Consider the following 17900-nt stretch of genomic DNA (forward strand, 5'->3'; position numbering starts at 1 on the left):
GCTCGCCACCTTGCCCGTCCCGCCCGAGGCCGTCGCCGAACGCGTCTTGTCCTTGGTGGTGCCACCGCTGTCGGCCTGCTCCGCAGCGCCCTTGGCGTCCCCGTGGGACGCGGACCGGCTCTGCGCGGTGCCGGCGGCGTGGTCGCCGCCCGCCGCCTTCGCGCCGTCATCGGCGCCGCCGCACGCGGTCAGGCCCAACGCCAGCGCGGCGGTGACGGCGGCCAGGGTGGCGCAACGGGCGGTACGGCGAGCACGGTACGTGGTCATGATGAAAACTCCCCCATGGTCTGGTCAGGACGCGGCACCTCCCCCCTGCACCCGCAGGGTGACCGGCCACATCGCCTGTGTCACTGCACCCCTGAAGATGACGATCAGACGAGCGTTGTTCCCCCGGGTATGTCCGCATTCGGCAACAAGCCAACTGGGGCTGGTGCTCGCCGTGTCCGGCTGATGACGTTCTTGACAGTCCCCACTCCTTGCTTGGGGGTGGGACAGACCTGCTCGCTGAGATTCCTCACCCACGCGTCGCTGCCAGGCGCGCCCCCTCTCAGACTGTCCTGACCAGTGCGGCACAATCGCAGTCAATTGGGCAGGCAGTGGTGGGGGTGCGAACGTGAAGCTCTTTGGCTCGCGAAGTCGACGTAAGGGCATACCGAACGAGCCGGCGCTACTGGCTGCGGCTGCCGAGAATCCTGGTGGCAGCGTCGCCGAGATCGACCCGTCGTACATCGACGACCCGAACGGCTACGTACCTCCCGAGGCGATACGCGGTGCGTGGTTGGTGGACAGCAACGGGAAACTGACGGGTGAGTACCAGGAGAATCCCCGTCACGGGATGCCACAGGACGACTTCAGCAAGCTCACTGATCCTGATCACTGGCTTGGCTGGCTCGGCGATGATCCCGCCACCGCCGTCCGGAAGGGCATTGAAGAGTCCTTGCGCGCCCAGGTGGCAGACGCAGTGGTCGAGTGGGTCAAAATCCTTGAAACACCTCGGTTCCTGACGGGTGGGCGTCGGCATTCTGAGGACGAACAAGTCATGTTGGTCACCCGCGCGGCTCTCGCCGCGCCGTTCGCGCTGTCCGTGCGCACAACGCAGCACGGGCGTTCCGTCCTCCTGGGGGTGTTCTCCTGGGCGGCGGTGAACCTCTCACCTCCCGGAGTCCGCAAGGATCGGCACTGGTTCGACCTGGGGGTCGGGCTGGACTGGGCCGGTGAACGGCTTCAAGAGCGGATCTACGAGATTGACCGTGGGGACGGTGCCACATCCCCAGGTCAGTTGAGTGAGTGAGGGATCGTTTCGGCCGAATATGGACCGGCCGGTGTCCACCGCTCGCCCCGGCCGATGCCCGGACTGCCGGATGCTGGCGAGACGCGGGAGTTCCGGGACTCCGCAGGCGTCACAAGGACACCGCCGGAAGGGACTAGGCTAGAAAGGAGATTGCCAGCCGGCCCAGCGTGTCTTGTGACCGGGCGGGGGCCAGGATTCCGTTCCGCCTGGATGGGGCCACAGACGGCCCACCCATTCACATTCCGGGATCGCGCCTTCCCAGTCGTCGGTGCACCGGTCGGCCCAGGTCCGATTCACCATGACCGGCCGGGTCACCACGCCGTTGGTGACCTCCTGCACTCGCAACACCAGACCGAGTTCATTGGCTCCGGGGTTCCCCCGCGGGCCGTAGGACACATCGAGCACCTCACACCAGTGAGCGTGCAAGAGGAAGCGTTCCAGATCGGCAGGGACGCACGCCGTCAACTCCCGTCCCCAGAGAGTTACCTGAGGGCCGTGGGCCGCGTCGATCGCGACGCAGAACAAGCGGCCGTCGACGAAATAGGAGTACACGGCAGGCTTCGCACCTCCCATTCCGAACTCCACGCCGAGGGTTTCCGAATAGGGGGTGGCCTGGAACCGGCGCAGCTCGGTCATGCCCGTCAATGCTTCGGTGACCTCAGTGATGCGCATGCCGAAACACAGCGGACCGACACCCTCCAGGGGCATCAACTCCCAGTTCAAACGCGCCGGAACCTCAGCGGCACCCGCCAGCTCTGCTGCCGCCATGTCTCCGCCCGTCCCCGCCCACACATCGAGCCGCCCCCGTTCGGGCACTCAGCATCACCCTGGCATTACATCAGACTCAAGATCTTTCGCGGTACCGCGGACGGAGCCAATTCCGGCAGTTGATTGGGGTTAGCCGATGCCTCTTGTCGAGCGACGGAAGTCAATGGGTGGGAACCGGCTCGGACGACGGCTGCCACTCCCGCCTGATCAGCCCGTAGACCCACGAGTCAGAGACCTCGCCGTTGACGACGCAGTCTTCCCGCAACGTCCCTTCACGCACGAAACCGAGCTTCTCCAACACGCGGGCGGAAGCCACGTTGCGCGTATCGGTCTCAGCTTGGACGCGATTCAGGTCCAGCGTGTCGAATGCCCACCGCAGCAGAGCGCGCGCGGCCTCGGTCGCGTAGCCGTGGCCCCACGCCGCATCGTCGAAGCAGTAGCCAAGCGACGCGCTGCGGTAGTCCGGATTCCACCTGTTCAGGCTGCACCAGCCGATGAACGCCCCGTCGGAGACACGATCTACGGCCAGCCGCGCCCCGGTGCCCTCCTGGGCCATCTGCCGGCAAGCCGTGATGAACCTCTCGGCGCGCACGCGTTCGCTCCACGCAGGCGCGTCCCAGTAGCGCAGCACATAGGCGCTGCTGTGCAGTGCGAAGAGGTCGTTCGCATCCGCGTCTTCGAAGGCACGCAGTCGAAGCCGAGCGGTGTGCAACGAGGGGGTGGGCAGCGACGTCCTCATGTTCCGTCCCCTGATCGGTGGCCGATCAATCAGACATCCGTTGCGGGCCACTCGCAACGGGTTTTCTCGGCGGGCCGGCATTACGACGTGTCCGCGTCGAATCCGTCCAGCAGCGCGGTCAGCTCCGGGATCCTGTCCCGGCCCCTTCGGCCTGCGTGATGATGTCGTGCTCCCGCTCTCTTGTCGACCAGTACACCCGGGACTCGGCCGAGGCGGGCCAGTTCTCGTAGTCGTCCATCAGCCTGCGGTGGAGCATCAAGATCCCGTTCGGCTGTTCCACTCCACCGCGCGGGCTGGCCCACGAACCCCGTCTCCGCCGGATTACGCTCTACGACTTCGACGTCGATGCCCACCTGCTTCCTGTGGTCCACGACGAGCCACCCACGCGCAGGCCGGCCGCAGCCCGCGGCCACCTCCGTGAATTGCGCGCCGCGTTTGCTCGCGTGGGGTGCCGCGGGTCAGGGCTGCGGGACCGTGCTTGCGTGGCTGGAGCAGTGTTCGGCGACTTGGGCGTGGGTCGCGAACCAGACTCCGTCGGTCGCTGTCATCTCTTCGAGCAGTTCGCGCAGGATGACGATGCGGGAGCGGTGGCCGATGATGTGGGGGTGCATGGTGAGCTGGAACAGGCCGCCGGAGGCGAGGGCGCCGCGGAATTCGTCCTGCCAGATGCCGAGCACCGAACGCGGAGGCGTGTAGGGGCGCAGTCCGGCGAAGCGTTCCATGACGAAGTACGGGGCGTCATCGCGTATCCATTGGACCGGTATCTCGGTGATGCCCGTCGGTTGCCCTTCGGCGAGGAGTTCGTAGGGGTCGTCGTCGGCCATGAGGGAGGAGTCGTAGAGCAGGCCCATCTCCTGGATGATGCCGAGGGTGTGTGGGGAGAAGTCCCACGACGGGGTGCGCAGTCCGACGGGGCGGACGCCTGTGATCTGTTCGAGGGTGTCGGCGGCCCGTAGTTGAAGGCATGACCACGCCGCCCTTCCGCAGACCCGGCGCCGACACGGCCCTCGCCGCACACGACTGGCTCGCCGACCGGTATCAGACGCTCCTCGACGACCTCGCCGCCTACGTCATGCGGGAAACACCCAGCGACGACAAGTCCCTCCTCGACCAAGGACTGCACTACGTGCTGTCCTGGATCGGCGACCGCTGCGGCGAGGCGACCGTCCATCCATACCCTCACGAGACCCATGGCGCCGTCACGGTGGTCGACCTGCCCGGCCCCCTGCCCGGGCCGCCCGTCCTCATCCTCGCCCACTACGACACGGTCTGGCCGGCCGGCACGCTCGCGAGTTGGCCCTTCACCATCACCGGCGGACGGGCCGGCGGACCCGGCGTCTACGACATGAAAGCCGGCCTGGTGCAAGGCGTATGGGCGATACGCGCTCTCGACAAGCTGAGCAGGCCCCGCCCGCCGATACGCCTGCTGCTCAGCGGCGACGAGGAGATCGGCAGCCCCGCCTCACGCCAGGTCATCGAAGAGCAGGCGGCCGGATGCCGGGCCTGCCTCGTGCTGGAGCCCAGCGCGGCCGGCGGAGACCTCAAAGTCGCCCGCAAGGGCGTCGCCGATTTCGACATCACCGCCACCGGCATCGAAGCCCACGCCGGACTCGAACCGGAGCTCGGCGCGAGCGCCGTCACCGCGATCGCCCACGCCGTTCTGGCGGTGGCGGACCTCGCCGACCCTCGACGCGGCACCACGCTCAACGCCGGAGGCGTCACCGGCGGCAGCCGGCGCAACGTCGTCGCCGGCGAAGCCGCGGCGCACATCGACGTCCGGGTCAGCGACAGAGCAGAAGCGGACCGAGTCGAAAGCGCACTGCGCGCACTGTCTCCCCCCGACCCACGGGTACGGCTCACCGTGAGCGGCGGCTGGAACCGGCCTGTCTTCGCCCGCAACGACGCCACCGACTCCCTCTTCCGACGCGCTCAGCGGATCGGGGCCGCACTCGGCATCCCGTTCGCCGCCACGCAGGTCGGGGGCGCGAGCGACGGCAACTTCGTCGTCCCCCTCGGCGTGCCCGTCCTTGACGGTCTCGGCGCGGTCGGCGACGGAGCGCACGCCTGCCACGAATACATCGAAACCGACACCCTGGTCCAGCGCACCGCACTCCTCGCCGGCCTGCTGACCGAACTCGCGGGCCGCACCGAGACCCCGGCGACCCACAGCCCTGCGCATCACACCGTCGCCCGGGCGAGGAACGAGGGCGTGACGAACACGGGCACCTGATCGCAGCGGATGGCGACGAGCGCGGCGAGCCCCACTGCGCTCCTCGGCGTTGCGGCACATGCGAAACATGCTGCACATGCGGGCATGCGGGCATGCGGACCACGGGAACCTCCAACCACCCTGCCGCCATCGCACGGCAGGCAGGGTGTGGGGCCGGGTCGCCGTCCCAGCAGAAGGTCGCTTCACTGCCGCGAACCTCAAATGTTCCGCAAACCTAGATCCACAACGTTGCTCGTCTCACCGCTGTTTGCCAAGGTTTCGCACACCCCCCCAACCTCCCCGTCAGCGATCCTCTTCTCCCATCGGGACACATCGGAGGCTTTGTGACCACCCGCCGTACCCTGCTGGCCGCCGCGTCCGCGGCGTTGTTTCCCCTCCCCCTGCTCCCCCAGGCCGCTGCCGCCGCATCAACGACCGCTCACCGCAAGGCGTCCGGCGGGCTTCGGCCGCCCGCCAAACAGGCCGTCGCCGCCGGTAGCGGAGGCGCCGTCTCCAGCGTCAATCCCTACGCCACGCAGGTCGGTATCGACGTGCTGCGACACGGCGGCAACGCGGTCGACGCGGCCGTCGCCACCGCCGCCGCGCTCGGTGTAGTCGAGCCCTACTCGGCGGGCGTCGGAGGCGGCGGCTACTTCGTCTACTACAACGCCCGTACCAAGACGGTCCACACCATCGACGGCCGCGAGACGGGGCCGGCCCGCATGCGGTCCGACTCCTTCACCGACCCTTCCACGGGCGAGGCGATCCCGTTCGACGAGGCCGTCAACTCCGGCCTGTCCGTGGGCATTCCGGGCACCCCGGCGACCTGGCAGAAGGCACTGGACGCATGGGGCAGCGTGCCCCTGGCCGAGGCCCTGCGTCCGGCGGCCCGCATCGCCGACGACGGATTCGTCGTCAACGACCAGTTCCGCGCCCAGACCGAGATGAACGAGGCCCGGTTCCGCGACTTCACCCCGACCGCCCAGCTGTTCCTGCCAGGCGGCCAACTGCCCGTCGTGGGCAGCCGCTTCCGCAACCCCGACCTCGCGCGCACCTACCGGGAACTCGCCCGTGACGGCGTGAACGCCCTGTACCACGGCGACATCGGAGCCGACGTGGTGCGCACCGTCCAGCACCCTCCGGTGGCTCAAGGCTCCACGCGCACCGTGCGTCCCGGGCTCATGGAGCGGTCGGACCTCGCCGGCTACCGCGCGATCCTGCGGGAGCCGACCCACACGGCGTACCACGGCCTGGAGGTGTACTCCATGGCACCGTCCTCCTCCGGCGGCACCACGGTCGGTGAGGCATTGAACATCCTGGAGAACTTCAGCCTCTCGCCGAGCGACACGGTGCAGGCGCTGCACGACTACCTGGAGGCAAGCCGGATCGCGTTCGCGGACCGCAACCGCTGGGTGGGCGACCCGGCTTTCTCCGACGTACCGACGAAGGAACTGCTGTCCAAGGAGTTCGCCAAGGACCGCGCCTGTCTGATCCGGCCCACCACGTCACTGACCAGTCCCATCGCCCCGGGCGACCCGCGCAACCCTGCGGGCTGCACCCCGCCTGGCACCGGTAGCCAGGAGCCGTACGAGGGCCCGTCGACCACCCATCTGGTGGCCTCCGACCGCTGGGGCAACGTCGTCTCCTACACGCTGACCATCGAGCAGACCGGAGGCTCGGCGATCACGGTTCCCGGCCGTGGGTTCCTGCTCAACAACGAGCTCACCGACTTCGACTTCACCCCGCTGCAGAAGGGCGTGCCCGACCCGAACCTGCCCGGCCCGGGGAAGCGGCCCCGCAGCAGCATGTCACCGACGATCGTGATGCGCGACGGCAAGCCGGTGATCGCCGTAGGCTCCCCGGGCGGTGCAACCATCATCACCACCGTGCTGCAGACTCTCGTCAACCGCCTCGACCTCGGCATGACCCTGCCGGAAGCGGTCGCCGCACCCCGTATCTCGCAGCGCAACCGCACCACGACAGAGGCAGAACCGGCCTTCCTCGATTCATCTGAGCGCCCCGCGCTCGAAGCCCTCGGGGAACACTTCGTCCTGGCCCCGCCGACCTTCACACCGTCGCCGGAGATCGGCGCGGTCGCCGCACTGGAATTCGGCCCCCACGGCACGGTCACAGCGGTGGCCGAACCCCAGCGCCGCGGAGGGGGCTCCGCGATGGTGGTCCACCCGGCCCGCGCGACCTCCTGAGAGCCGCACCGAAGCCTCCGCCGTCTACCTCGTCTGGCGACGGATGCGGGTGGGTGGGCCGGTGGTCGTACACCTGCCGGCGAGCCGGCTGACTGGCATGGCCCATGGCGCTCCGCCGTCGCGGCCGCGCGAGGGCCCACGGGCCTGCGGGCGGGCGCACCACACCGGCTCACCATGAGGTTGGTCGTCTTGTCTGCTCCCCCGCCTTCGAACGGGGGGCAGACAGGCAAGCGGTGCGGGTCGAGGCGACATGGGGATTCGGGTCGGCGAGGCCGGCCGACGGCGGCGACCAGGCGGGTGTCAGCGTCGCTGAGGACCTGGTGTCTCAGCCCACGCAGCCGGCGCCGCGACGGCCTCGCTCAACTCCACGTACCAGGCGTCGTCCGGCAAGGCGTAGTGGAACTGGATGGCGTAGTGGCGGCCTGCATGAACGCGCAGCTCTGGCATGTCCGCAGGCTGCCACAGCTGCCGCGTCGGAGTCTCGCGAGTATCCGCTCAGTAGCTGGTGCCGCCGCTCCACCGACCAACTGCGGGACAACTCTTGCAGAGCCCGTCACCAGCGGAACCGGCCAGGCCGGGGTCTTCGCGTCTGCTCAGGTCTCAGCGCCTGCCTCGGAGCTGCCACAACCCGGCGTGCCAGTCCCGCTCCAAGTCGGCGACGTCTAATACGCTGCGGAAACGTCCAACCTGACGTCCTTGGTTGCGGGAAGGGGTGTGGCATGAGGCCGCCAGACGTGCATCTGCGGGAGATCACCGACGACAACCGGGATGCCGTTCGTGCCCTCCGCGTCCGACGTGATCAGAAACAGTTCGTCGCCTCCGTGTCCAAGTCGCTCAAGCAGGCGGCACAGCACCCGGAGGCCAATCCCTGGTACCGCGCCGTGTACATCGGCGACGAGCCAGTCGGCTTCGTGATGCTGTCGTGGAAGCCGCCGACCGGTCCTTACACGGGGCGGCACTTCATCTGGCGCCTCCTCGTCGACAAACGGCACCAGAGGCGAGGGATCGGCCGAGAGACTCTCACGCAGATCGCCGCCCTGGTTCGGGCCGACGGCGCCACCGAGTTGCTGACCAGCTACGATCCCGGCGACGGCGAACCGTGGCCCTTCTACCAGAAGTTCGGGTTCGAGCCCACCGGGGAGATCGACGACGGCGAGATCGTTCTGCGGCTCACCTTCCCCGCCGATTAGTCACCGCCAACTACCGTGTGGGCCCCCTGGGTTGCCTCCACCTGCCACAGATCGACGCGGCCGACCTCGGCTTTCAGGACCAGGCCGCCGTACTGCGCTGGGTCCAGGACAACATCTCCTCCTTCGGCGGCGATCCGCGCACCGTCACCGTCGGCGGGCAGTCAGCCGGGGCCTACTCCGCCCTGATGCTCGCCCTCGACCCCGCGACGAACGGATCCATCACCCGAGTGCTGCTGCAGAGTGGCTCAGCGGCGGGGCTCCAGCACCTCCAGGGCCCCGGTCTCGGTGTCGTAGCTGCGCAGGGTGGTGAGCCGGGCTGAGAGCGGTGGTGCCGGCAGCAGTTCGGGGACTCGCCGGCCGGCGAAAGCACCGGCCCGTCGGGTCCGGCCGAGGGTGATGTGCGGGCTCCAGCGTTCGGGGGCATGGAAAGGGCTGAGGGTCTCGGGCGGGCTGTCGGAGGCGACCGCTTCCCACACCCTGCGGTGCAAGCCGGCCAACGCGGAGTCGAGATCCAGCGCCCAGGCCAGCACCGAGGTGGGCCGCTCGAATCGGACCACGCCGGTGAACCGCACCGGCAACGGCAGCGCGGCGGCCACCTCGGCAAGCTCCCAGCAGATCGGGGCGGTCAGCTCCGGGCAGGCAGCCAGGGTGAGGTGCGGGCTGTTGGTCGGTGACCGGTGGCGCGCCTGACTGGGCAGCCCCGCGTCCGCGAGCCGTCGCCAGGCCTCCCGGACCGCCAGGTCCGCCGCCTCATCCAGCAGGAGCTCGACCGTACGCACCGCCGCAGCCTACCGGCGATCGCCCGCCGTTCCACAGTCGGGCGAAGGACAGCTGCAGGGCAATGACGGGACCGGGACCGATGCCGCGGGCAGCCGCAGGGCGGAGGTGGCGCATGACGGGGCTGGCGCAGGGCGGAGGTGGCGCAGATTGGGCATTGATCGGCACCGTGTACGAGATCTCAAAGAATCTTGGGCGGCGTTGTCGAGAATCCGTGACCGGCTCCGTCCCAGGGGTGAACGCGACCACAATGGGCCGCACCCGCAACCAGGAGAACCACGATGGCCAAGTACCTGCTGCTCAAGCACTACCGCGGCGCTCCGGCACCGTGCAACGACGTACCCATGGACCAGTGGACACCGCAGGAGATCTCGGCGCACGTGCAATACATGCAGGACTTCGCCGCCCGGCTCGAGAAGACCGGCGAGTTCGTCGACGCCCAGGCACTCGCCCCCGAAGGCTCCTGGGTCCGCTACGACGGCGAGGGCCGCCCACCGGTCACCGACGGACCGTTCGCCGAGACCAAAGACCTCATCGCCGGCTGGATGGTGATCGACGTCGACAGCCACGAACGCGCCGCCGAACTGGCCGGGGAACTGTCGGCCGCCCCCGGAGCGGGCGGCCGGCCGATCCATGAGTGGCTCGAGGTACGCCCCTTCCTGGCCGCCCCGCCCACCATCACCGAGTGAACGACGCCGCGGACTTCGTCGCCGGCATCGAGATTCGGCTTCGCTCAGCGCGTGAACAGGCTCGCGCAGTCCTCGATGAAGACCCACAGCGCACCGATGGCACCGATGGCACCGACACAAGGAGCACGACATGACCCAGCGGACCGACGGCCGCCGCATCGTCACCAACATGGCCCTGTCTCTCGACGGCCACTACGCCGCCCCGGACAACCCGCTCGACATGAGCTGGGTGATGCCCTACGCCGTCACCGACGTCGCTCGTGACCACCTGGCCGGCCTCTGTGCGACGGCGACGACGGCCCTGCTCGGCCGTGTCAACGCCGAGGGCTTCATGGGGTTCTGGCCGGGCGTCATCGGCATGGAGGGCGCCGACCCGCGCGACGAAGGCTTCGCGAAGTGGCTCGTGGACACCGACAAGGTCGTCCTCTCCTCCACACTCGATCAGGCACCGTGGGAACGGACGACGATCGCCAACAAGCCGAGCGCCCAGGTCGCCGCAGACCTCAAAGCCACCGAGGGCGGCGACATCCTCGTACTCGCCAGCGCGAGCGTCATCAAAGCACTTCTGGCAGCCGACAAGGTCGACCGGCTGGCCCTCACCGTCTTCCCCGTGCTCCTCGGCGGCGGGCCACGCCTCTTCGACGACGGCCTGCCGGCGAGCAAGTGGTCTCTCGTCAGCCAGACCGCAGGCGAGCACGGCACGCTGGCCCTCGTCTACGACCGCATCCGCTGAACCAAACCCCTCAAGCCCGCCCACGGCCGCCCCCCTGCCGCAATGATCAGCACCGATACCGAGCCGGACGTAGTCTGCGGATCGTGACTGTGAGATATGTGCTGGACGGCAGCAGGGTCGGGACACTGGAGGACTTCTGGCAGGTCGTGGGCCAGAGCATCGGCTGCGGCGGCTACTTCGGCCGAAACCTCGATGCCTTCGCCGACTGCCTCCGCGGCGGCTTCGGGACACCGGCCGACGGTGACTTCGTGATCGAGTGGCATGATCACGAAGCTTCGCGCCAGAATCTCGGGCACCCCGAAACGGCTCGTCAGCTCGAGATGTGGCTCGCCCATTGTCATCCGACGAACAAGACACGCATGGCCGCCAGGCTGGCGGAAGCCCGTGCCGGCCGCGGCCCGACCGTCTTCGACTGGCTGGTCGAGATGATGGAAGAGGAACTCCCAGGAGGGCTGCGCCTTCTCTGACTCCTCCCCTTTCGTGGTAGAGGCCCCCGACGCCGGAGTGCCGGCGACGACGAGCCGGCTAGGCCGTTTCCTTCAGATCATCTGATCGTTGGTTGATGTGTGTCGTTGACCGACGCCCAGTGGGCCCGCATCGAGCCGTTGTTGCCGGATCGGACGCCGAAGCGGGGTGGGCGGTGGCGTGATCACCGGCAGGTGATCGATGCGATCGCGTTCAAGTACCGCACCGGGACGCCGTGGATGGACTTGCCCGAGCGCTTCGGGTCGTGGAAGGGCGCCCACAACCGGCTGCGGATGTGGGCGGCCGACGGCACTTGGGAGAAGGTTTTCACCGCCCTGCTGGCCGAGGCTGACGCCGAGGGCGATCTGGAGTGGGTCGTCGCGGTCGACTCCACGATCGTGCGGGCTCATCAGCACGCGGCCGGGGCCCGTCAAAAGGGGCTCCTGCCGGCGAGCCGGCTGACCATGCCCTCGGACGCTCCCGCGGCGGGCTGACCACGAAGATTCATCTCGCTGCTGACGGCCGCTGCCGACCGCTCGCCTTCCTCATCACGCCCGGCCAGGCCGGTGACGCACCTGCATTCGAGCAGGTCATGTCCCGAATTCGAGTGCCGCGGCAGACAGGCCGCCCCAGAGTCACACCGGACGTGGTCCTGGCCGACAAGGCGTATTCGTCCCGGGCGATCCGCCGTCATCTGCGGCGGCGCGGCATCCGCGCGGTGATTCCGCAGCCCGCTGACCAGGCCGCCAACCGCAAGCGGCTCGGCCGCCACGGTGGTAGACCGCCGGCCTTCGACCGCGAGGCCTACAAGCAGCGCAACACCGTCGAGCGGTGCATCAACCAACTCAAGCAGTGGCGCGGCCTGGCCACTCGTTACGACAAGACCGCGACCATCTACCTCGCCGGACTCCACCTCGCCGCCATCTTCATCTGGTCAGCGAGGTGATCCAAAGGAAAGGCCCTAGCGCACCACGCGGTGGCGGAGGTAGACGACTTTCGAACCGTAGGTGCTGGTTTCGACGAGTTCGAGATCCACTCGGCGCTCGTGTCGGGGGAAGAACGGGGTGCCGCCGCCGACCAGCACCGGGTAGACCATGGTCCGGTACTCGTCGATCAGACCCAGTGCGGCCGCCTCGGCGGCGAGGGTCGCGCCGCCGATCGCGATGTCGCCCTCCCCCGGCTCTGCTCGCAATCGCTCGATCTCCTCCGCCAGACCGACGGTAGCCAGGCGAGCATGGCCCTGCACCGCCGACAGCGTGGTGGAGAACACCACCTTCGGAAGCGGATTCCAGAGCGCGGCCCACTCGAGCATGGAGTCGTCGAGCGAGGGATCCTGATCGGCGGTCTCCCAGTACAGCATCGTCTCGTAAAGCCGTCGTCCCATCAGGTGGACGCCGACCTCTCGAATCTCGTCGATCCAGAAGCGGAAGACCTCCTCGTCGGGCGCCGTCCAGTTGAAGCCGCCGTCCGGCCCGACGATGTAGCCGTCAAGTGAGACGCCCATCGAATAGGTCACGCTGCGCATCAGATGTCCTCCTCGGTGACGGGTTCGACAGTACGACCGCCGGACGCCACAGGACTCATCGCGACTCACGGAATGCCCTGGCCCGTGTCGCTGCTCGCAGGCCGCCCGGAATCACCGACGGCACGGAGACCCCCCTGCGACGCCGGGCCGCGGGCCGCGGGCCGCGAGGAGCAGGCCAGATGAACGCTCCCGCCTGGTACGAGGAGCGGCACGAGCAGCAGCGCAAGACCCCCTCCTCACGCAGCACCCGCGTCGAGCACGGCGTCACACAACGCACACCTCGACGTGCCACAGCCAGCCGCGCACGAGGTCGTTAGGCTGGCGCGGTGACTGATGAGCAGGAGCGGGTGCAGCCGTCGGGAGTGTGGGCCACCGCGGTGGGGGTGGCCAGGGTGCGGGCGCTGGAGACCGAGCGGGAGAACCCGCTGTTCCGCGACCCACTGGCCCAGGCCTTCGCCACCGCCGGCGGCCTGTGGCCCTCCTCGCCGCCGCCCGGTGACGAGGCCGCGCGACGCCGTCGGCTCGCCGTGGCGTTCTCCATCGTCATCAGGACGAAGTTCCTCGACGACCTGTTGCAGCAGGCCTCCGCCTCCGGGGTGCGGCAGGTCGTGCTACTCGGCGCCGGCATGGACAGCCGGGCCTATCGGATGGACTGGCCCGAGGGCACCCGGCTGTTCGAGGTCGACACCGCCGCGCCACTGGACTTCAAGGCTTCGGTCCTGCGCCAGGAACGGGCCGTCGCACGCTGCGAGCGGATCACCGTCGCGGTGGACCTGCGTGAGGACTGGCCGGGCGCGCTGGCCGCCGCAGGGCACGACCCGGCGGAGCCGACCGTGTGGATCGCCGAAGGACTGCTGATCTATCTGCCCGAGGACGCGGTGGAGCTGCTGCTGGCCCGGATCAGCAAGCAGTCGGCGGCCGGCAGTCGGATGGGGCTGACGTTGGGCTCGCGCGGCGTGATCGAGCGCTTCGGCGCGGACGCGGTGCCGGGATCGGCGGCCTCCATGTGGGTCTCGGAGATGCCCGACGACCCAGTGGGCTGGCTGGCCGGGCACGGCTGGGAGGCCGACAGCCACACCCTGCGCGAGCGCGCTGCCGCCTACGGACGCCCGATCAGCACCCCGCCACAGCGCGAAGAGCACCCCGGCGGACTGATCTCGGCGATCCGCCGGTAGAACGCCTCCCTCCGGTTCCCTGGGTGGTCGATTCCAAGCCGGCCACGTCGACTTCCATGGCTGGGCGCCGGGTTCGTCCGTGCCGTAGGGAGGCCTTCGCTACAGGGGTGTGGTCAGGGCACCCAGAGCCACTTGGTGTGGTTGCCATCGATCTGGTAGCAGTTGGGGTAGGTGTCGGTGGACGAGTAGTGTCCGATGTATCCGGCAACGGTGCCGAGGGTCGTGGGCCTGTTCGCCTTGGGGATCGTGCTCACCCCACCACTGGTTGGCGTCGTTGCGGTTGCACTCGGTCATCGTGACGGCGTACGTGGAGCTGGAACGGACGCCCCGCATGCACTTGCCCGTGGCCACGTTCTTGATCTGGTATGCGGCGCCGGAGGCCGACGCGGGCGCGGCTGCCAGGGTGATCTGCGTTGCCGCGGCAATGCCGGCAACCGCGAACAGCGCGGTCAACGTGTGTTTCATTGCGTTCCCCATTGTGGTCGGTGAGGAGCTGTCAGCTCCGCGAACCCCGGTCGGCCGCGGCGCGTGGTTCGAACCTAGGGGCCCCGGCCGAGGGCGTCGTCGCCCCTTCGAACCGTCCGCCTCCGCCCCTCGGGGGAGGAACCGTACGACCCCAGACGGGGATGGCTCCGAGGCCTCCGCCGCCAGCGCCGACGGGGGCTGCCCGCACGCGCGTGCGCCGTTGCCGGTGCCCCAGCGGCGGGGAGTCGGCGGTGGCCGCCCAGCCGACACCGGCCCGAATACCCCCGGCCCGGTCAGAGGAGATCCGAGTCCACGTGCCGCCGGGTGTTCCGGCTCGTGCGTGGCTTTGAGAGCGTCGCGTACAGTGCAGTGACGAGGGCCTCAAGGTCCGGGTTCGCAGCCCGGCCCCGCGGGGTCCTCTCGGCTTGTCCGCTGCCGAGCTGGAGGAACGGGCTCCGCGACCGTCCCATCGAAGGCTCCGCGACGTCCCATCGGGGAAGGAAAGTACATGGCACTGCAGGTTCTGCGGGCGCAGGAGAGAACACCCGCGCCGTGGAAGAACGGCGGAGGTGTCACCTCCGAGGTGGCCGTCCGTCCCGAGGGGGCGGGGACCGGCGATTTCGTCTGGCGTGTCAGCGTTGCCGATGTCGCACAGAGCGGACCGTTCTCGGCCTTCGAGGGCGTGGACCGAATCATCACCGTCGTCGATGGCCCCGGCATGGAACTGACGGTCGACGGTGTCCCGCACGTGATGACCGACCCGTACGAGCCGTTCACCTTCTCCGGTGACTCCGACACGATGTGCGAGCTGCTCGGCGGCCCGATCGTCGACTTCAACGTCATGGTGCGGCGCGCCGATGCGACGGCGCGGGTCCGGATCGTACGCGATCGCGTCGCGGTGCGACCGGAAGCCGGAACGTGCGTGCTTGCAGTGGTCCTTCAAGGGTCGGTCACCCTCGGTCGGGAGCCTCATCGTCTCAGCCATTTGGATGCCGTACTGCTCGCCGAGGGGGACGCCGACGACATCGACGTGGACGGGGTCCTCGCGCTGGTCACTGTCACCGACCGCGATTCGGGCTGACCCGGCGGGCCCGGTCGCCCCACCATGGTCATCGCCCTAACCCGATGCAGCGTTGAGGGGGCACGGGCGAACGCCGACAGCTGCCTGCAACGTATCCCTACCGCGCCTCCCCGCGCAGGAGCGTTTTCGCCGTGTGGTCCTGTTCCTGCAATCCGGAGGCAACGCGAAGACGCAGTGCCGAGCCCGCGCGACAACGGCCGGTGGCGGACAACTTGCCTTGCCTTGAGTGGAGTTCGGCGCCGCTCCGGTCACCGTACCCTGCTGTTCACGGCAAACGTGGTCGGGCATGGCGCCTGACGGTGCGGAGACGGACGGCAGCTGCGACGATGCGCTCCGCGGACTGAGGGAGGCGCTGACCGACCTGAAGCGTCGGTCACTGAGGGAGTGACGCAATCGGACTCGGATGGCGAAGAGGCCACTGCGGCGTTGCCCGCGGAGTACGCCGCAGAACCGGGGGAGTTCACCGGCCGCGAGTTCCATGACCTGCGTCTGGGCCAGTGCGACTTGTCGGAGGCGAACTTCAAGGACTGCGCGGCATAGGGGTGCAGACGGCCGTACAGCCCCTGCACATACCGGGAGTCGGTTTCCCGGCGTGGTGACAGAGGTCAACGGTACGATCACAGACGTGAAGATTGTGACGCAGGTGAAGCTGATGCCGGACGCCTCACAGGCGTCGGCGCTGTCGGCGACCCTGCGCACGGTCAACGCTCTGGCCGACTGGGTGTCCGAGGTGGCGTTCGCCCATGGTGTCCCGCGCGAGTACGAGCTGCGTAAGCACACCTACGCGCGCCTCAAGGCCGAAGGGCTCGGGGCGCAGGCCGCACAACACGTGATCAAGAAGGTGCGGGACGCGTACACCACCCTGCAGGCCAACGTCCGTGCCGGGAATCTCGGCAAGCCGGGGTCGAACGGGCGCCGGAACGCCGGGGCGAAGCCGGTCACTTTCCGGCCTGAGTCCGCGCAGCCGTACGACGACCGGTGTCTGTCGTGGCAGTACGACACACAGACAGTCTCCATATGGACAACTGCCGGGCGTCTGAAGAACGTCCGCTTCGCCTGCTCCGCCGACGCGCTCAAGACGCTCCGCAAGTACCGCAGAGGCGAGTCGGACCTGATCGAGCGTGACGGGGTCCTCTACCTAATCGCCACCTGTGAGGTCCCCGAAGCCGAGCAGTACGAGCCGGACGGCTTCATCGGTGTGGACCTCGGCATCGTCAGCATCGCCACCACGTCCACCGGCTACCAGGCCGCCGGCCGCTGCCTGAACCGGTACCGCAAGCGTCAGCTTGCCCTGCGGGCCAAGCTCCAGAAGAAGCGCACCAAGTCCGCGAAACGCCGGCTGAAAGAGCGCTCGCGTCGTGAGGCGCGGCATGTCAAGAACACCAGCCACATCATCGCCAAGACGATTGTGACCGAGGCTGAACGCACCTCGGCCGGGATTGCCCTGGAAGAACTCAAGGGAATCCGGCAGAGGGTACGGCTCCGCAAGCCCCAACGGGTCGCACTCCACTCCTGGGCCTTCGCCCAGCTCGCGGACTTCGTCGTCTACAAGGCCAGGCGGGCAGGCGTGCCCCTGGTCTTCGTTGATCCCGCGTACACGTCGCAGACGTGCGCCGAGTGCGGCCACGTCGACAAGCGCAACCGTGTCGGCCAGGGTCTTTTCATCTGCCGGGCGTGCGGGGTCGTTGCCCACGCCGACCGGAACGCTTCCCACAACATCGCCCGACGCGGCGAGAACGTGTGGAATGCGGGGCGTGAGTCACGCGTCCCTGCCACCCCATAGGGGTGTCTGGACGGAGGAGCCAACCCAGCAACCGGCTGGGCGCTACCTCCAAGCCCGGCCCTCTAGGGCCGAGTCAAGTTGACCCAAGCGGTGACCCGGCTGGTCCATGACCTGCGGGCGTCGAGCTGAGACGGGCCGTCCGGCCGGCTGCTTGCAGAAGGTCGGCGCCGAGAAGCACCGCGACCAACGCTTGTGGTCGCCGAAGGAGAGGGCAGCGGGCTCCCGCTAGAAGGCGATGATACGGACGAGCAGCACCACCAATGTCCCCCCTGTGAGCACCGAACCCACCACGGTGAACAGCTTGTCCACCACCTCTGTGTCCCACCCCAGAATGGCGAACCGGCGCGGGTTTTCCGGGTCGTATCGGACGCTGACCGTGGTTCCTACACCGAGGCGCCCGCCGAGGGACCCGCGGCCGAACCTGGACGGGTACTCGCATGCTCGGCCGTCCAGGGTCGTCCAGGCTGCGACCGGGTGGACGAATGTGGCACCTTCGTCGCTTCGGTTGACGTCGTGGCGGACGATGCGACCCCGCACGGTGACGCCTGTGCGCCGGATGGCACTGGCGCGGCGGAGACCGTACACGCCGAAGGAGAGTTGACCGACGCCGATCACCAGCGGGATGAGCGAGAAGAGCCATGCGCGTTCCATGTGCCTTGCGACGCGTGGCGTGGGGGCGTCGGTTGCGACTGGCGTGGGTTCGTCGCCGCCGTCGCGTGGCCGGACGACCGAGTCGCGCAGCCGGACGACCGAGTCGCGCAGCAGGCGCTCCAGAGCCGCCGGGGCCCGGGCCGGGCGACGGCCGG

Annotated in this window: 18 protein-coding genes and 5 pseudogenes; 13 read left to right on the forward strand and 10 right to left on the reverse strand. The window is 68.7% G+C overall.

Features of this window, described 5'->3' with window-relative positions:
* Window positions 1-267 (reverse strand): annotated as a pseudogene (locus AB0N17_RS39435) (hypothetical protein); the annotation flags it as partial.
* A 346-nt stretch (window positions 268-613) separates the two neighbouring features.
* Here AB0N17_RS39435 and AB0N17_RS39440 point away from each other — a divergent pair.
* Window positions 614-1291 (forward strand): hypothetical protein, encoded by a 678-nt coding sequence (locus AB0N17_RS39440; protein ID WP_366016492.1) that lies wholly within the window; start codon window positions 614-616, stop codon window positions 1289-1291.
* 138 nt (window positions 1292-1429) lie between these two features.
* On the opposite strand, the gene AB0N17_RS39445 is transcribed toward AB0N17_RS39440, so the two are convergent.
* From AB0N17_RS39445 to AB0N17_RS39460, 4 genes and pseudogenes are all read right to left on the reverse strand, one after another.
* Window positions 1430-2059, reverse strand: a complete 630-nt coding sequence (locus AB0N17_RS39445; protein WP_366016493.1) for a hypothetical protein — start codon at window positions 2057-2059, stop codon at window positions 1430-1432.
* Window positions 2060-2219: 160 nt separating this feature from the next.
* On the reverse strand, window positions 2220-2798 hold the full coding sequence (locus AB0N17_RS39450) for a GNAT family protein (protein ID WP_366016494.1): 579 nt from the start codon (window positions 2796-2798) through the stop codon (window positions 2220-2222).
* Window positions 2799-2985: 187 nt separating this feature from the next.
* A pseudogene (locus AB0N17_RS39455) lies at window positions 2986-3151 on the reverse strand (IS5/IS1182 family transposase); the annotation flags it as partial.
* 105 nt (window positions 3152-3256) lie between these two features.
* Window positions 3257-3751 (reverse strand): annotated as a pseudogene (locus AB0N17_RS39460) (polysaccharide deacetylase); the annotation flags it as partial.
* Window positions 3752-3762: 11 nt separating this feature from the next.
* On the opposite strand from AB0N17_RS39460, the gene AB0N17_RS39465 reads away from it, so the two are divergent.
* The 4 genes from AB0N17_RS39465 to AB0N17_RS39480 all read left to right on the forward strand — a co-directional run bounded on the left by AB0N17_RS39465 (window position 3763) and on the right by AB0N17_RS39480 (window position 8721).
* Window positions 3763-5028, forward strand: coding sequence for a M20 family metallopeptidase (locus tag AB0N17_RS39465; protein ID WP_366016495.1), 1266 nt, complete (start codon window positions 3763-3765; stop codon window positions 5026-5028).
* Window positions 5029-5351: 323 nt separating this feature from the next.
* Complete coding sequence (gene ggt / locus AB0N17_RS39470) at window positions 5352-7211, forward strand: gamma-glutamyltransferase (protein ID WP_366016496.1); 1860 nt, start codon at window positions 5352-5354, stop codon at window positions 7209-7211.
* Between the two features lie 734 nt (window positions 7212-7945).
* Entirely contained in the window at window positions 7946-8401 is a 456-nt protein-coding gene (locus AB0N17_RS39475) for a GNAT family N-acetyltransferase (RefSeq protein WP_366016497.1), read from the forward strand.
* Between the two features lie 17 nt (window positions 8402-8418).
* Window positions 8419-8721: a carboxylesterase family protein gene (locus AB0N17_RS39480; protein ID WP_366016498.1), complete on the forward strand. Its 303-nt coding sequence runs from the start codon at window positions 8419-8421 to the stop codon at window positions 8719-8721.
* On the opposite strand, the gene AB0N17_RS39485 is transcribed toward AB0N17_RS39480, so the two are convergent.
* The gene (locus tag AB0N17_RS39485) at window positions 8647-9180 is read right to left on the reverse strand and encodes a 2'-5' RNA ligase family protein (RefSeq protein WP_366016499.1); all 534 of its coding nucleotides are present in this window, start codon (window positions 9178-9180) and stop codon (window positions 8647-8649) included. The genes AB0N17_RS39480 and AB0N17_RS39485 overlap by 75 nt on opposite strands.
* A gap of 279 nt (window positions 9181-9459) precedes the next feature.
* On the opposite strand from AB0N17_RS39485, the gene AB0N17_RS39490 reads away from it, so the two are divergent.
* The 5 genes and pseudogenes from AB0N17_RS39490 (at window position 9460) to AB0N17_RS39510 (ending at window position 12011) form a co-directional block, all read left to right on the forward strand.
* The gene (locus tag AB0N17_RS39490; RefSeq protein ID WP_366016500.1) at window positions 9460-9867 is read left to right on the forward strand and encodes a YciI family protein; all 408 of its coding nucleotides are present in this window, start codon (window positions 9460-9462) and stop codon (window positions 9865-9867) included.
* The gene (locus AB0N17_RS39495) at window positions 9864-10001 is read left to right on the forward strand and encodes a hypothetical protein (RefSeq protein ID WP_366016501.1); all 138 of its coding nucleotides are present in this window, start codon (window positions 9864-9866) and stop codon (window positions 9999-10001) included. The genes AB0N17_RS39490 and AB0N17_RS39495 overlap by 4 nt, the downstream gene beginning before the upstream one ends.
* Window positions 9998-10600 carry a dihydrofolate reductase family protein gene (locus tag AB0N17_RS39500; RefSeq protein ID WP_366016502.1) on the forward strand — a complete coding sequence of 201 codons (603 nt, stop codon included), beginning with the start codon at window positions 9998-10000 and terminating at the stop codon, window positions 10598-10600. Before AB0N17_RS39495 ends, AB0N17_RS39500 begins: the two co-directional genes overlap by 4 nt.
* 83 nt (window positions 10601-10683) lie before the next feature.
* Window positions 10684-11067: a barstar family protein gene (locus AB0N17_RS39505; RefSeq protein WP_366016503.1), complete on the forward strand. Its 384-nt coding sequence runs from the start codon at window positions 10684-10686 to the stop codon at window positions 11065-11067.
* Window positions 11068-11166: 99 nt separating this feature from the next.
* Window positions 11167-12011, forward strand: a pseudogene (locus tag AB0N17_RS39510) (IS5 family transposase).
* Between the two features lie 15 nt (window positions 12012-12026).
* On the opposite strand, the gene AB0N17_RS39515 reads toward AB0N17_RS39510, so the two are convergent.
* Entirely contained in the window at window positions 12027-12590 is a 564-nt protein-coding gene (locus AB0N17_RS39515) for a dihydrofolate reductase family protein (RefSeq protein ID WP_366016504.1), read from the reverse strand.
* Window positions 12591-12916: 326 nt separating this feature from the next.
* Here AB0N17_RS39515 and AB0N17_RS39520 point away from each other — a divergent pair, with 326 nt between their 5' ends.
* On the forward strand, window positions 12917-13765 hold the full coding sequence (locus AB0N17_RS39520; RefSeq protein ID WP_366016505.1) for a class I SAM-dependent methyltransferase: 849 nt from the start codon (window positions 12917-12919) through the stop codon (window positions 13763-13765).
* Window positions 13766-13878: 113 nt separating this feature from the next.
* On the opposite strand, the gene AB0N17_RS39525 is transcribed toward AB0N17_RS39520, so the two are convergent.
* Window positions 13879-14019 carry a hypothetical protein gene (locus AB0N17_RS39525; protein ID WP_366016538.1) on the reverse strand — a complete coding sequence of 47 codons (141 nt, stop codon included), beginning with the start codon at window positions 14017-14019 and terminating at the stop codon, window positions 13879-13881.
* Between the two features lie 58 nt (window positions 14020-14077).
* Window positions 14078-14242, reverse strand: a pseudogene (locus tag AB0N17_RS39530) (hypothetical protein); the annotation flags it as partial.
* Between the two features lie 496 nt (window positions 14243-14738).
* On the opposite strand from AB0N17_RS39530, the gene AB0N17_RS39535 reads away from it, so the two are divergent.
* Window positions 14739-15311 carry a HutD family protein gene (locus AB0N17_RS39535; protein WP_366016506.1) on the forward strand — a complete coding sequence of 191 codons (573 nt, stop codon included), beginning with the start codon at window positions 14739-14741 and terminating at the stop codon, window positions 15309-15311.
* A 652-nt stretch (window positions 15312-15963) separates the two neighbouring features.
* Window positions 15964-17094, forward strand: a complete 1131-nt coding sequence (locus AB0N17_RS39540) for a transposase (RefSeq protein WP_366016537.1) — start codon at window positions 15964-15966, stop codon at window positions 17092-17094.
* Between the two features lie 225 nt (window positions 17095-17319).
* Here the strand turns inward: AB0N17_RS39540 and AB0N17_RS39545 are convergent, their stop codons facing one another.
* Window positions 17320-17745, reverse strand: a complete 426-nt coding sequence (locus tag AB0N17_RS39545) for a DUF3592 domain-containing protein (protein ID WP_366016507.1) — start codon at window positions 17743-17745, stop codon at window positions 17320-17322.
* Window positions 17746-17900 lie beyond the last annotated feature (155 nt).

The organism is Streptomyces sp. NPDC051133, from assembly GCF_040682635.1.
Classification (GTDB): domain Bacteria; phylum Actinomycetota; class Actinomycetes; order Streptomycetales; family Streptomycetaceae; genus Streptomyces.

What these genes read in the sequence shown, in the direction of transcription:
- AB0N17_RS39445 (WP_366016493.1), bottom strand. Translation starts at nt 2,059, where the DNA reads ATGGCGGCAGCAGAGCTGGCGGGTGCCGCTGAGGTTCCGGCGCGTTTG.
- AB0N17_RS39450 (WP_366016494.1), bottom strand. Translation starts at nt 2,798, where the DNA reads ATGAGGACGTCGCTGCCCACCCCCTCGTTGCACACCGCTCGGCTTCGA.
- AB0N17_RS39465 (WP_366016495.1), top strand. Translation starts at nt 3,763, where the DNA reads ATGACCACGCCGCCCTTCCGCAGACCCGGCGCCGACACGGCCCTCGCC.
- AB0N17_RS39490 (WP_366016500.1), top strand. Translation starts at nt 9,460, where the DNA reads ATGGCCAAGTACCTGCTGCTCAAGCACTACCGCGGCGCTCCGGCACCG.
- AB0N17_RS39500 (WP_366016502.1), top strand. Translation starts at nt 9,998, where the DNA reads ATGACCCAGCGGACCGACGGCCGCCGCATCGTCACCAACATGGCCCTG.
- AB0N17_RS39515 (WP_366016504.1), bottom strand. Translation starts at nt 12,590, where the DNA reads ATGCGCAGCGTGACCTATTCGATGGGCGTCTCACTTGACGGCTACATC.
- AB0N17_RS39535 (WP_366016506.1), top strand. Translation starts at nt 14,739, where the DNA reads ATGGCACTGCAGGTTCTGCGGGCGCAGGAGAGAACACCCGCGCCGTGG.
- AB0N17_RS39540 (WP_366016537.1), top strand. Translation starts at nt 15,964, where the DNA reads ATGCCGGACGCCTCACAGGCGTCGGCGCTGTCGGCGACCCTGCGCACG.
- AB0N17_RS39545 (WP_366016507.1), bottom strand. Translation starts at nt 17,745, where the DNA reads ATGGAACGCGCATGGCTCTTCTCGCTCATCCCGCTGGTGATCGGCGTC.